The sequence below is a fragment of the Collinsella aerofaciens genome, from assembly GCF_019131995.1.
Classification (GTDB): domain Bacteria; phylum Actinomycetota; class Coriobacteriia; order Coriobacteriales; family Coriobacteriaceae; genus Collinsella; species Collinsella aerofaciens_S.
In genome coordinates this window covers 26839-40245 of the sequence record NZ_JAHONA010000021.1, presented here as the reverse complement: position 1 = coordinate 40245, position 13407 = coordinate 26839, and the positions used below count along the sequence as shown (strand labels likewise).

10 protein-coding genes and 1 tRNA gene are annotated in these 13407 nt (G+C 60.5%); all 11 read left to right on the top strand.

Annotated features, from left to right (window positions below; translation table 11 throughout):
* Positions 1 to 291: 291 nt before the first annotated feature.
* A tRNA-Arg gene (locus tag KSY82_RS07445) sits at positions 292 to 368 on the top strand.
* 76 nt (positions 369 to 444) lie between these two features.
* Positions 445 to 3168 carry an HAD-IC family P-type ATPase gene (locus KSY82_RS07440; RefSeq protein WP_217750734.1) on the top strand — a complete coding sequence of 908 codons (2724 nt, stop codon included), beginning with the start codon at positions 445 to 447 and terminating at the stop codon, positions 3166 to 3168.
* Between the two features lie 103 nt (positions 3169 to 3271).
* Positions 3272 to 4414: a zinc ribbon domain-containing protein gene (locus KSY82_RS07435; protein WP_217750732.1), complete on the top strand. Its 1143-nt coding sequence runs from the start codon at positions 3272 to 3274 to the stop codon at positions 4412 to 4414.
* A gap of 107 nt (positions 4415 to 4521) precedes the next feature.
* The gene (locus KSY82_RS07430; protein ID WP_161160245.1) at positions 4522 to 5064 is read left to right on the top strand and encodes a peptidylprolyl isomerase; all 543 of its coding nucleotides are present in this window, start codon (positions 4522 to 4524) and stop codon (positions 5062 to 5064) included.
* Between the two features lie 11 nt (positions 5065 to 5075).
* Positions 5076 to 6380: a tetratricopeptide repeat protein gene (locus KSY82_RS07425; protein WP_055309859.1), complete on the top strand. Its 1305-nt coding sequence runs from the start codon at positions 5076 to 5078 to the stop codon at positions 6378 to 6380.
* A gap of 127 nt (positions 6381 to 6507) precedes the next feature.
* The gene (locus tag KSY82_RS07420) at positions 6508 to 7539 is read left to right on the top strand and encodes a rod shape-determining protein (RefSeq protein ID WP_006236061.1); all 1032 of its coding nucleotides are present in this window, start codon (positions 6508 to 6510) and stop codon (positions 7537 to 7539) included.
* Positions 7540 to 7617: 78 nt separating this feature from the next.
* Positions 7618 to 8559: a rod shape-determining protein MreC gene (gene mreC / locus KSY82_RS07415; protein ID WP_082421788.1), complete on the top strand. Its 942-nt coding sequence runs from the start codon at positions 7618 to 7620 to the stop codon at positions 8557 to 8559.
* A gap of 11 nt (positions 8560 to 8570) precedes the next feature.
* Complete coding sequence (locus tag KSY82_RS07410; RefSeq protein ID WP_117745941.1) at positions 8571 to 9137, top strand: rod shape-determining protein MreD; 567 nt, start codon at positions 8571 to 8573, stop codon at positions 9135 to 9137.
* Positions 9138 to 9150: 13 nt separating this feature from the next.
* A complete protein-coding gene (mrdA, locus tag KSY82_RS07405) occupies positions 9151 to 11220 on the top strand; it encodes a penicillin-binding protein 2 (protein ID WP_217750731.1) in 2070 nt (689 codons plus the stop codon).
* Between the two features lie 9 nt (positions 11221 to 11229).
* Positions 11230 to 12456 (top strand): FtsW/RodA/SpoVE family cell cycle protein, encoded by a 1227-nt coding sequence (locus KSY82_RS07400; RefSeq protein WP_217750730.1) that lies wholly within the window; start codon positions 11230 to 11232, stop codon positions 12454 to 12456.
* An 18-nt stretch (positions 12457 to 12474) separates the two neighbouring features.
* Positions 12475 to 13404 (top strand): YcjF family protein, encoded by a 930-nt coding sequence (locus tag KSY82_RS07395; protein ID WP_217750729.1) that lies wholly within the window; start codon positions 12475 to 12477, stop codon positions 13402 to 13404.
* The last annotated feature ends 3 nt before the right edge of the window (positions 13405 to 13407 follow it).

The window sequence follows — 13407 nt, the reverse complement described above, 5'->3', positions numbered from 1 at the left end:
AAACGGAATAGACGGACCGGCCGTCCGGCTGAGTCTGGGAAGAGGTGCCGGGCGGCGGGCGGAGCATGGCCACCGGACCCATCGAAACACATCTCCACCGTTCCATCAACTGGGAAAACGGCGCCCCCGGACCCCAGGAGGGGCCGCGGGGGCGTTCAGCTAGCTGCGGGAATGGCCTATTTGCTCAATGTGTTCGGCTGAGATCGGAAATCAACCTCTTCCTCGGAATTGCAAAGCTTTTTCTTTTCTTTTGTTAGCCCATGACGCACTTGGGTATAATGCCAAACGTTGGCCCTATTAGCTCAGGGGATTAGAGCGTCTGCCTCCGGAGCAGAAGGCCGTTGGTTCGAATCCAACATGGGGCACCATCGAACGTAAGACCGTCCGAACCTCGCATGGTCCGGGCGGTTTTTCTTATACCGACGCGACGTGATGGGACGTGGTATGGCAGCAACGGATATCGAGCGCGGACTCTCGACCGCCGAGGTCGAGGAGCGCATCGCCGCCGGTAAGATCAACCGCAACATGGAGCTCAAGACCAAGTCGGTCAAAGAGCTCATCATCGAGAACCTCTGCACGCTGTTCAATTTGATCAACGTGATCTTGGCGTTCCTGGTCATTTTGACCGGTTCGTTTAAGAATCTGACGTTCCTGTTCGTGGTGTTCCTCAATACCGCTATTGGCGTCATCCAGTCCATGCGTTCCAAGAAGATGGTCGATAAGCTCACGCTGCTGACCTCCAAGAAGGCCATCGCGGTGCGCGACGGCGCCGAGGTGGAGCTCGACCTGGACCAGATCGTGCTCGACGACATCATTCGCCTGGGGCGCGGCGACCAGATTCCCGCTGACGCCGTGGTGGTTTCGGGCGAGGCGCTCGTGAACGAGAGCTTGCTGACGGGCGAGAGCGACCTCATCAAGAAACAGCCTGGTTCCGAGCTCATGAGCGGCAGCTTTATCGACTCGGGCCTGCTGCGCGCCCGCGTGATTCATGTCGGCGCCGACAACTACGTGACCAAAATTAATAACGAGGCCAAGTACGTCAAAAAGGTCAATTCCGAGATCATGAACGCGCTTAACGCCATCGTGCGCTTTGCGAGCATCATCATGATCCCGCTCGGTTTGGCGTTGTTTGCCTCAAGTGTGAGCGAGCTGTGGGATGCCGCGGGAACCCCGGGCGATAGCGCGCTTTCGTGGTGCTTCTCCGAGCTGTTGGCTGGTCATGTGCCTTCGTCGGCGCTGCTGTCCACGGTGGGCGCCCTGCTGGGCATGATCCCGCAAGGCCTGGTGCTGCTGACCTCGTCGGTGCTCGCCATCGCCACGGTGCGCCTGGCTCGCCGCAAGGTGCTGGCACAGCAGCTCTACTGCATCGAGACGCTCGCTCGCGTCGACGTGCTGTGCCTGGACAAGACGGGCACCATCACGTCGGGCCGCATGGAGGTCGAGGGCACGTATCCGCTGCCGGTTGAGGGCGTGAGCCTAGGCGCCGGCTCGGATGAGGCAGCTGTTCCCGTCGATACCACGGTGCTCGATTTTGCGCTGGCTAACGTGGCGCGTGCGACTTCGGCCGATGCCAACGAGACCTGCCAGGCGCTGCTCAACTATTACGCCGATCGTCCGGTCGAGGTGTCTGAGCCGCTGTCGGTCATTCCATTCTCGTCGTCTAAAAAATGGAGTGGCGCTTCGTTTGCGCAGGGCTCCTATGTGATGGGTGCGGCGCAGTTTGTGCTCTCTGATCGTGTTTTTGCCCAGGTCGAGAACCGTGTCGCCGAGCTTGCCGATACCTGCCGCGTGCTCGTGGTGGCGCGCGTGGACGGCTTTACGCCCGATGGCGATATGGTGGGCGAGGCCGAGCCCGTGGGCTTTGTGACCATCCGCGACGAGATTCGTACCTCGGCGGCCGAGACTATTGGCTACTTTAACGAGCAGGGCGTGACCCTCAACGTGATCAGTGGCGACGACCCGCGTACGGTGTCGTCGATCGCGCGCGTGGTGGGCGTGCCGGGGGCGGACGCTTATGTGGACGCCACGACGCTCGATACGCCGGCCAAGCTCGATGCCGCAGTGGACCGCTACCATGTCTTTGGTCGTGTGACCCCGCAGCAGAAGCGCGAGCTCGTGCAGGCGCTCAAGCGCCGCGAGCACACCGTGGCAATGACGGGTGACGGCGTCAACGACGTGCTGGCGCTCAAGGAGGCCGACTGCTCCGTAGCCATGGCGGCCGGCTCCGATGCCGCGCGTAACGTAGCCGAGATCGTGCTCGTCGACAACGACTTCGCCTCGATGCCCGCCGTGGTGGCCGAGGGCCGTCGCTCCATCAACAACCTGCAGCGTTCGGCTTCGCTGTTCTTGACCAAGACGCTGTTCTCGATGGGCCTGGCGGCGCTGTGCATCGCGCTGCCGCCGTACCCCTTCGAGCCTATCCAGATGACACTCATCAACTTCTTCTGCATCGGCGCGCCGGGCTTTGTGCTGGGTTTGGAGCCCAACAATGCTCGCGTGAAGGGGTCATTTTTGACTAACGTACTCAAGCGCGCGCTGCCGGCGTCGATTGCAGTCATTTTGGCTGCGGCGCTCGATATCTTTGTGGCGCGCGTGTTTGGCTTTAGCCAGCTCACGCTGTCTACGATGTGCCTGCTTACGTCGTGCGCGGCGAGCGTCAGCCTGATCTGGCGCATCTCGCAGCCTCTCACGCCCTTACGTGTGGTGCTTTTTGTGTTTGTAGCCGCCGGCATTCTGGTGGGCGTTATCGGATTCCCGGAGCTGCTGTCTATTGCCAACCTGTCGATGGGCCAGATGGTTATCTTGGCTGTTATCGTGGTCTTTACCTGCTCGGTGTTCTTTAAGCTCGCCACGATGATGGATTCGCTCAAGCCGCGTCGTCGTCATGCCGCAACTGGTTTTGGCCGCGGTGTGCGCGTCCGCCTGGGTCGCGGTGGCGGCAAGGTGAGCTCGACGGGCTCGACGGCCGAACGTTTTGCCAAGCGCGTCGCCGCCGACATGGCGCAGCGCCGCGAAGATCGCACCGCTCGCGAGGCCGAGGCCCGCGCACTCGAGGGCGTGGCCCAGGCCCAGCCCAAGAAAAAGAAGAGTACCGGAGCCAAGCGCTCTCGCGTGACCAAGTCCGCCCAAGGCATCAAAGTCTCGATGCCAAGCAAAAAGAAGAAGTAACTACGCGCCCTGCCGATGTTGAATTGGTGCCTTGCTCCTGTGGGGCCGTGGCGATGTTATGCTCTAACCTCGATTGTTTGAATTGCTTCGAAAAGAGGATGCCGTGATCTGCCCGCATTGCCTTAAGACTATCGAGGACGGCGCCTCGTTCTGCCCCTACTGCAACGCCTATGTGGGTCCGGGCGATGGCCCCGAGCACACCGAGTTCGTGTTCTGCGAGGGCTGCGGTGCCCGTCTTTCTCCGCATGATCGTACGTGTCCCAAATGCGGACGCCCCGCTCCGGGTATCCTCTCCGAGGACGCGGCCGCATCCGACCTGGCAGCGGGCCGCACGGCGGGCTTTCCGCGCCTAACGCAAGAGCAGATCGATACCGAGGTGCCTCATGCGCCGGCCTCTGCCGCTGCGGTGCTCTCGGACGCCGCCGATCCTAACGAGACTTGCGTGCTGCCGGCTTTTGATAAGGATTTCGGTATTCCCAAGGTCGATATTCCCACGCCGGTTTCCCTGCATGACGATGCTCAAAAACCCAAGCGCAAGGTGCATCCCGACGAGGACGCCTATCACAAGCACAAGCGTCATATCCCCAAGCCGCTCATCGTCATCGTGGTCCTTGCAGTCGTTTGCGGTGGTGCCTATTGGTTCGTGACGGCCGATCCCATGGGTGTCATGCCTGGCTTCTATGACCAGTTTGGCCAGGCCGCGCAGACGACCTTCCCCACGCGCCAAAAGGGCGAGGCGAATGAGGACGATACCAAGCAGGACGATTCTGCCGAGGTGGTCCAGGAAGAAACCGTGCTCACCGATGATCAGCTCTATACCAGGCTCGACGGTCTGTATCAGACCATCGTGTCCTACGGTGACGAGGACCAGATCGGCGAGGTCATCGATTCTTTTAACAATGGCTATCTTCGAACGCCACTGTCCACCCGTCAGGAGCTGTCGCAGAGTGCCTACACCCTGCGCGACCAGATCAAAAAGACGCAAGATGAGCTTAACAACCTTAAGTATCAGGACGATACGGTCTATGCGGATGACATCGCCCACTTAAAGCAGCTTGCCGAGTGGATGTACGAGCGTGTCGACGTGATCTGTCAGAGCTGGGACATCTCGCTGGCCATTCCCGATGGTGAGTCGATGAGTTCCCACCAAAGCGATATCCTGGCGCCCATCGCGCAGGGCGGCAACAGCGCACTGAACCAGTACGACGCCAATGTGGGTTCCTGGAAGCCGCAGCAGCGTTCCTAAAATTAGTTCGCCATAGTCGGCATAACCTACGTGCGCAATTGATGTAAGCGCATGCTTATTGCTACAATTCGTACAAATATGCTTTAAACGCACGAGGAAGGAACCACATGTTTGGTTTTAAGAAAGAGCTCTACACGCCCGAGTATCAGCTTGCCGGCGACGAGTGCGCCGTTATCGAGACGTCGAAGGGTACCATCAAGGTCAAGTTTGACGGTGAGGGCGCTCCCATTCATGTCGCGAACTTCTGCGAGCTTTCCACGATGGGTTTCTATGATGGCCTTAAGTTCCATCGCTATGTGCCCGGCTTTGTCATTCAGGGCGGCGACCCCAATACCCGCGATATGTCCGGCGCCGACGTCGCTGCCGGTCTTGAGGGCCCTGACGGCATGCCCGGTACCGGTGGTCCCGGCTACTGCATCAAGGGCGAGTTTGCCACCAATCCGCACAACAGCCATGTCGATGGTGCCCTTGCCATGGCACGCTCCATGGACCCCGATTCCGCGGGTTCGCAGTTCTACTTCTGCCTGGGTGCCCAGCATAACCTCGATTCCGGTTACACCGTCTTTGGTACCACGGTCGAGGGTCTCGATGTGATTTCGCAGCTGCGTGCCGGCGACGAGATCGTCCATGTCGAGATCGTTCACGAGTAAAGGGGACTTCCTTGAATAGCCAGCTGATCCAACAGGGCCGCGCCGCTTACCGCGCGGGTGATTTTTCCGCTGCAGCCCAGATGCTTGGGGCGGCAAAGACTCCCGATGAGATTATGGGCGAGGCCGATCACCTTCGTGGCAACGCCTTGATGCACCTGGGCATGTATGCCGAGGCCGCCGAGGCCTATGCCGCCGCCCTCAACGACGGCACCTATGGCAAGCGCGGCGCGCTGCTCACCAACCGCGGCAAGGCGCTCGCCGCCGTGGGCGACTACACGACGGCCGCCCAGGCGTTCTCTGCTGCTACGCAGGATGCTTCCTATGCCACGCCGTTCAAGGCCTATCTGGGCCTGGGCAATGCGCTGTTCCAGTCGGGCGACTATGCCAACGCGGGAACCGCCTTCCGTCAGGCTGCCATCGACGGCGCCAATCCGGCTCCTGCCGCCGCACTCGGCGAGCTTGGTCGTTGCTTCATTAAGCTCGGCCGTCCGGCGGATGCCGTGGAGACCTACCGCACGGCTATCGACTTTGCCGGCCCCCGCGACGACACGCGTGCGCTCAACGCCGGCATGGGTCAGGCACTTTCTGCCGCCGGCCGCCCCTCCGACGCGCTCGACGCCTTTAACGCCGCTACTGCCGATGGCATCTACCAGCTCACCTCCGAGCAGGCCGACGAGCTTGCCCGCGTGCACGATTCGCTTGCCGCGCTGTCTGCCCAGACGGCTATGGCCACGGCTCCGGCGCCCGCGATGGACGCTCCTGCCGTCGATCCGCTCGATCCTACGGGCGCGACCGGTCAGTTTATGCCCGATCCCTCGGACACCGGCTTCTTTACGCTGTCCGAGTCCGAGATGGTCCAGCAGGACCGTCAGGACCGTAAGCAGGCCAAGGTCCGTCGTCGCCATCGCCACACGGGTCTCAAAGTCTTCATCGTGCTGCTCCTGCTCATTTTGATCGCCGCGGGTGGTCTGGGCTTTGCCTACACGCGCGGCTTTGGCTTCCCGTCTCAGGAGTCTGTGGTTACCGATCTGTTCCAGGCTGCCGGCGACGGTGACACCGCAAAGGCCGAGTCTTGCCTGGCCTCGAGCCTGTCCGAGGACGCTAAGTCGATGATCATCTCTTCGATTCCGCAGGGTGCCACCGTGTCCGTCGAGGGCATGGATCAGTCCATGACCGAGACGACCGCCAAGGTGAAGGCATCGCTGTCCAAGGGCGGCGAGCAGGAGTACACCGTCAAATTCGTGCGCTCCGACAACCATATCGGCTGGGCCGTTTCCTCGCTCGATATGGATTTCTCGGCCGCTGACAACCAGTAGTGACCTTATGAGATTTGGCTCTGCCCGGCGCTTCACCGCAAGTGAGGTGCCGGGCTTGCGCTAGTATGATGAGCTAGTAGTTTTCCAGCAATCATCCAACACATCAGGAGTTGCGTTGTTTTCTTTGATGGATATGTTCTTCGGTAGCTATGCGGGCGATCTCGCCATCGACCTCGGTACCGCAAATACGCTTGTCTCCGTGCGCGGCAAGGGCATCGTCATTCGCGAGCCCTCTGTTGTCGCCATCGACAAGAACGACGAGCGCATCCTGGCGGTCGGTATCGAGGCAAAGCGCATGCTCGGCCGTACGCCCGGCAACATCGTGGCCGTTCGTCCCCTGAAGGACGGCGTCATCGCCGACTTCGATGTTACCGAGGCCATGCTTCGCTACTTTATCGACAAGGCTTCCGAGAAGCGCTATCCGTGGACCCCGCGTCCGCGCGTTGTCGTCTGCGTTCCCTCCGGTGTCACGTCGGTCGAGAAGCGTGCTGTCTTTGAGGCCACGATCCAGGCCGGTGCTCGCCAGGCCTACCTGATCGAGGAGCCCATGGCTGCCGCTATCGGCGCCGACCTGCCCGTCGAGGAGCCCACCGGCTCCATGGTCATCGACATCGGTGGCGGTACTACCGAGGTCGCCGTTATCGCTATGGGCGGCATCGTCGTCTCGCAGTCCATCCGTATTGCCGGTGACGAGTTCGATCAGGCCATCCTCACGCACGTTCGCGATGCCTACAACCTGGCCATCGGCGAGCGTACGGCAGAGGACATCAAGATCAAGGTCGGTTCCGCCGTGCCGCTCAAGGACGAGCTCGACGTCGAGGTCAACGGCCGCGACGTGATCACCGGTCTGCCCAAGACCGTGCGCATCGAGAGCGAGGAGATTCGTCGCGCGCTCAACAAGCCGCTCGACGAGATGGCCAAGGCCGTTAAAGACGCCCTCGATGCTACGCCGCCCGATCTTGCCTCTGACCTTATGTACTATGGCATATTGCTGACCGGTGGCGGTGCGCTGCTGCGCGGTCTCGACGTGCGCCTGCGCGATGAGACCGGTGTTTCGGTCAACGTCAGCCCTACGGCGCTCGATAACGTCGTTAACGGCTGTGCCCGCGTGCTCGAGGCCAATGCGTTTGATGGCGGCTTCGTCCAGACCAATGCTTAATTTCCAAAAGGTGGATTCCATTTGGCACGATCTTCGGGTTTCTCCACAAATCTGAATACCAAGCGACAATCAACGGGTATGCGCCCGTTGATTGTTTTCAGCCTGATTTCGGTGTTGCTGCTCACGTTTTACATCCGCGAGGGCGAGGCAGGACCGATTCATGCCGTGCGTTCGGGCGTGACGACGATCACCTCTCCGGTGCGCTTTGTGGGTTCGGCTGTGGCGGCTCCCTTCAATGCCATCGGCAACGTGTTCTCTAACCTTACAGCGTCGCAGGACACGCTTGATGAGCTTAAGAAGCAAAACGAGGAGCTGACCTCTAAGGTTGCTGAGCTCTCCGAGGCTCAAAAGACCGCTGAGCGTCTGGAGGGGCTGGTCGGCCTGCAGTCGACCTATAACCTCAAATCGACCGCAGCTCGTATCGTTGGTGCTTCCGGCGATGCCTGGACCTCGACCGTTACCATCGACAAGGGCTCTGCCGACGGCCTTACCATCAACATGCCCGTGACGAGCTCTGCCGGTGTTATCGGCCAGATTATCGAGGTATCGGCCAAGACCTCTACCGTGCGCCTGATTGGCGACGAGAACTCGGGCGTGTCGGCTATGGTGCAGGACACGCGCGCCCAGGGCATGCTGCAGGGTCAGGCTGACGGCACGCTGCGTCTTGAGTACGTGAGCGTCGACTCCGATGTTAAGGTTGGCGACATCATCGTGACCTCGGGCATCGGTGGCGTGTTCCCCAAGGGTCTACCGCTCGGCACCGTCTCGTCGGTTGAGAAATCGGCAAACGACGTGTACTACACCATTGTGGTGCGCGCTCAGACCACGGCCGAGAACAACGAGGAAGTGCTGGTCATCACCTCGCTGACCGACGAACAGTCGGCCTCGGATGAGGACGTGAGCACGGCCAACAGCACGCCGCAGGGAACGTCGCGCGATGCTGCGACCAAGACGAAGGACGAGAGCTCGGATGACAGTTCCGACACGTCCGAGACGACCGATTCTGGCTCGAGCGAATAGGGGGCATGTCCATGGATCTACACGAGCAGGGGATGAGCTCCCGTACGTTTGTGATCGCCGCCATCGTGTGCGTGCTGCTGCAGGCAGGCCTGGCACCGCAGATCTCCATTGCGGGCGGTCGCGTCAACTTCATGATTATCCTGGTGTGCCTAAGCGTGTTCTCGGGCGACCCGACCCGTGCCGTCGTGTGCGGTTTTTGCAGCGGCTTGTTTTATGACCTGTCCGCTGCCGTGCCGGTGGGCGTTATGTCGCTCCTGCTGACCGTGGGCTCTTTTGCCCTGGTGCACAGCGCCGTCGGTCAGACGGGCGGTACCCCGAGTGCGCGCGGCATCACCGTGGGCGCCTTTGCGCTCGTCATTAATGTGATCTACAGCATCATCTTGCTGTTTATGGGTTTGGAGACGAGCTTTGTCGTGGCGATCTTTGGGCATGCGTTGCCGTCTTCGATCCTGACGGGTCTGGTTGCCATTCCGTTTTTGATGTCCGGCGTCGTGCCGCAGTCCGGCTATGGATTCTCCGCACGTGGCGGACGCCAGACGGGTATGCGCTTTAAGCCCAAGACCCGCAAGCTCAAATAGGGGAGGCCCGTAGATGTCTTCCCAGATGACGGTTATTATCGCCGGTATCGTGCTGGTTGTGGCCATCGTGGTCGCGCTGGTCGTCATGCGTCGTGGCGATTCCCGTTTTACCTACGATACGCAGCATGGAACGGCCCCGCGCGCCACCGAGGGCGAGGGCAATACCGCGTCGACCGCCTTTAAGGGCCGCTTTTCCATCCTCACCACGGGTGTGGGCGCGATGTTTGCGGCGCTTGCCGTCAAGCTGTGGGGCATGCAGATGGTCTCATCGGACTATTACGAGAAGCAGGCCAATAGTAATCAGACTCGCACCGTTACAACACCCGCTGTGCGCGGTCGCATCCTCGACCGCAATGGCGTGGCGCTTGTCCAGAACCGTCCCTCACTTGCTGTCGTGGCCTACCGCGACCTTGCCGAGGATGAGGTTCTGGTTCGCCATCTTGCCAACGTGCTTGGAATGCCTTACGTGGCGGTCCTTCGTAATATTCAGGACAATACAGAGGGCGCTCAGAGCCTGCATACCATCGCGACGGACGTCCGTCGCTCCACGGTTGCCTATATCAAGGAGCATGCCGGCGAGTTCCCGGGCGTCAAGATTGCCGAGCGTACCGAGCGCCAGTATCCATATGGCGAGACGGCATGCCATATCTTGGGCTATACCGGCACCATTACCTCCGAGCAGCTCGAGGCCCAGAATAAGAAAACCTCTGGCGATGATGATGCTTCTGCTGGCAAGATTACGTACCAGTCGGGCGATATCGTGGGCCAGGCGGGCGTTGAGAGCTACTACGAAAACCTGCTGCAGGGTATTCGTGGTGAGCAGACCGTCAAGGTCGATGCCTCGGGCAATGTGACCGGTCAGGCCGGCGCCGTGCCCGCGAAGGCCGGCTCTGACATTAAGCTCACGCTCGACCTTAAGATCCAGCAGGCCTGCGAGACGGCGCTGGCGAGCGCTATCGAGCTTGCCAAGACCACTGGCTACAGCAATGCCGGCAACGGCGCTGTAGTGTGTCTCGATCCCAACAATGGCGAGATCCTGGGCATGGCGAGCCAGCCCAAGTTCGATCCGTCCGTCTTTATTGGCGGCGTCTCAAATGACGTGTGGACCGAGCTCAATGATGACAAGGGCTCGCACCCGCTGCTCAACCGCGCCATTAGCGGACAGTACATGTCGGCTTCGACCATCAAGCCGCTCTCGGCACTGGCCGGTCTTGAGTTTGGAACCTACACTTCAACGCAGACAACCAACTGCACGGGCTATTGGACGGGCTTGGGCAAGGCTTGGGGCAAGCGCTGCTGGCTGACGTCTGGCCACGGCACCATGACGCTGCAGTCGGGTATCGCCAACTCGTGCGATCCTGTCTTCTACGACATGGGCAAGGCGTTCTTTTATGACGAGCAACATCCCGAGGGCCTGCAGGAGGTCTTTCGTCGCTGGGGTCTAGGCAAGACCTGCGGTATCGATCTGCCGAGTGAGGGCGCGGGTCGTATTCCCGATGCCGAGTGGAAAGAGTCGTACTTCACCGACGCCTCTGCCGAGGACCGCAAGTGGAATGCCGGCGATATGACCAACATTGCTATCGGTCAGGGTGACATCCTGGTGACGCCCCTGCAGATGGCGTGCGCCTATATGGGTCTTGCCAACGGCGGCAAACAGTACGTGCCTCACGTATTTTTGTCTGCCGTGTCGCGCGATGGCGACGGCGATGCCTATAAGTACAATGGCAAGGGCAAGAAGAAGCGCCTGGAGGCCAAGATCAACAGCGATTCGGATTTGGCTCTTGTTCGCAACGGCATGCACGACGTGATTTACACGGCATCGACGTCCCTGGCGGCGCACTTTGGCACCCTGACGCCGCAGGTATACGGCAAGTCGGGCACGGGCGAGAAAAGCGGCGAGGACGAATACGCGTGGTTCTGCGCCTATGCACCGGCCGATGATCCCAAGTATGTTATCGCTACTGTCCTGGAGCAGGGCGGCGGCGGCTCAGATACCGCGATGCATGTCGTGCGCGACGTGCTCGGTGTGATTTATGACGAGCCCGATACCTCTTCGGCCTCGGGCGATTCTTCGGTTCGATAGGAGGTTGCGATGGATTTTTCTCCGGCGGATCTGTTCCGTTCAACCAAGACCGGCTCTCGCAGCAGCCTGGACCGCGTCAACAAGCAACTTTCGGCCTCGCGCGGCACGTTTCGCCAAAAGGTGCATATCGGTGTGCTCGTGGCTACTGTGGCGCTCGTCGCCTACGGTGCCATCATTATCTGGTCGGCTTCGCAGTTTAAGGCCGATGCTTCGTTCTCACGCCATCTGCTGGGAATTGGCATCGGGGCGGTGCTGGCGGTGCTCGTCTGGCGAACCGACCTGCGCGGTATTTCCAATTTCTCGACGGCGTTGCTCGTCATCGACCTGATCGTGATCCTCTCGCCCAAGATTCCGGGTCTGTCCTATACGGGCGGTCTGGGCATGACGGGCTGGATCAAGATTCCCGGTATCGGCTTGACATTCCAGCCGGTTGAGCTTGCCAAGCTCATCACCATCTTCTTTATTGCTACGCTTGGTTCGCAGTATAACGGTCGCATCGATACCGTTCGCGACTACGTCAAGCTCTGCGGCATGCTGTCTATTCCGTTTTTGGCCGTCGTTGCCATGGGTGACCTGGGCTCGGGCCTGGTCGTGCTGGTTTCGGGCGCCATCGTCATTTGTATGAGCGGTGCGCGCCGCGAATGGGTGCTGTCGACCCTGGCCCTGCTCGTGGGCCTGGTGGCCCTCGTCCTGGCGCTCGATTCGGTCTTTGATTCGTTGCTCGGCCATGATGTGATCATCAAGCAGTATCAGATGAACCGTCTGACGGTCTTTATCGACCCCGATAATGCCGATTCGGATGATGCCTACAACCTGCAGCAGTCGCTTATCGCCGTTGGCTCGGGCGGCTTCTTTGGTAAAGGTTTGGGCCATGCGACGCAGTCGGCCGGCGGCTTTCTGCCTGAGTTCCACACCGACTTCGTCTTCGCCTTCCTGTCCGAGACCTTTGGCTTTTGCGGTTCCTTTTTGCTCCTGTGCCTCTACGTGCTGCTGATCTTTTCGACGATTCGCGTCGCCTTTAAGTGTGAGTCGCTCTTCTTGCGGCTCTCATGCATAGGCATCGTCGGCATGTGGGCATTCCAGACCTTCGAGAACATCGGCATGTGCATCGGCATGATGCCGATTACCGGTATTCCGCTACCGTTTATTAGCTTCGGTTCGTCTTCGATGATGATCCAGCTGCTGACGGTGGGTATCGTACAATCCATATGGCGGCATCGTTCGGGCGCCGCGTAACCGCTGGAGGGGTTTGCTATGAAAATTCCCGTAGATAAGCTGACCCGCGCTTTTAAGATGGGCGCGTCCGTTAAGAAGGATTCCGATACGCCGGTGCGCGTCTCGGTCTATCTGGATTCGTCCGCCTCGCGTTTTCTGGCCGAGACGGTGCGCGACGCCTTTGTGCCGCAGACGACCTCGGGCATTGTGCGCGTCGAGCGTCTGGGGGAGGAGCGAATTGCCCCAAAGACCGATACCGATGTGGTGCTGGTGCTCTCGTGTGGTTCCGACCGCTTGGAGAGTGCCGTGCAGGAGCTCGTGATCGCCGGCGCGCCCGTGTGCGTGCTTGCCGAGTCTGCTGTGGAGGTGCCGTTTATCGAGGAGTCCACGCCCATGCTCGGCGTGGTAGCGGCAACCGATAAGACGTATCTGCTCGAGACGCTTGCCCGCTGGATTCTCGATCGCACCGATAAGGAAACGGCTTTTGCGGCGAACTTTGCCTTCATGCGCATCGCGGTCGCCAATCGTATCATCACCTCGTGCGCGCTCACCAATATGGCGACCGGTGCGCTGGCGTTTTTGCCGGGCGCCGATTATCCCGTTATGGCGCTGGCGCAGGTGGGCATGCTCTTTGAGCTCGCTGCCGTCTTTGGACGCGGCATTAAGCCTGAGCGCGGCTACGAGGTCGCGGGCGTGCTTGCCGGCGGTCTTGTGATCCGCGCGGTCACCCGCGCGCTCGTCAAGCAGACGCCGCATATTGGGTTTGCCGTCAAGGCGCTCACTGCTGCCGCGGGCACCTATGGCATGGGCCGTGCGCTCGTTTCGCTCTACGAGCGCGATGTCGACTACAGCCGTGCCAACGAGGTGGTCACTGCCACGTTCTCCCGCGTTCGCGATCTGGTGACCACGGTCGCGGGCGCTACCCGTCCTATGGCGTCCTATCAGGACGCATCCGATATCGCTGCTTAGGGG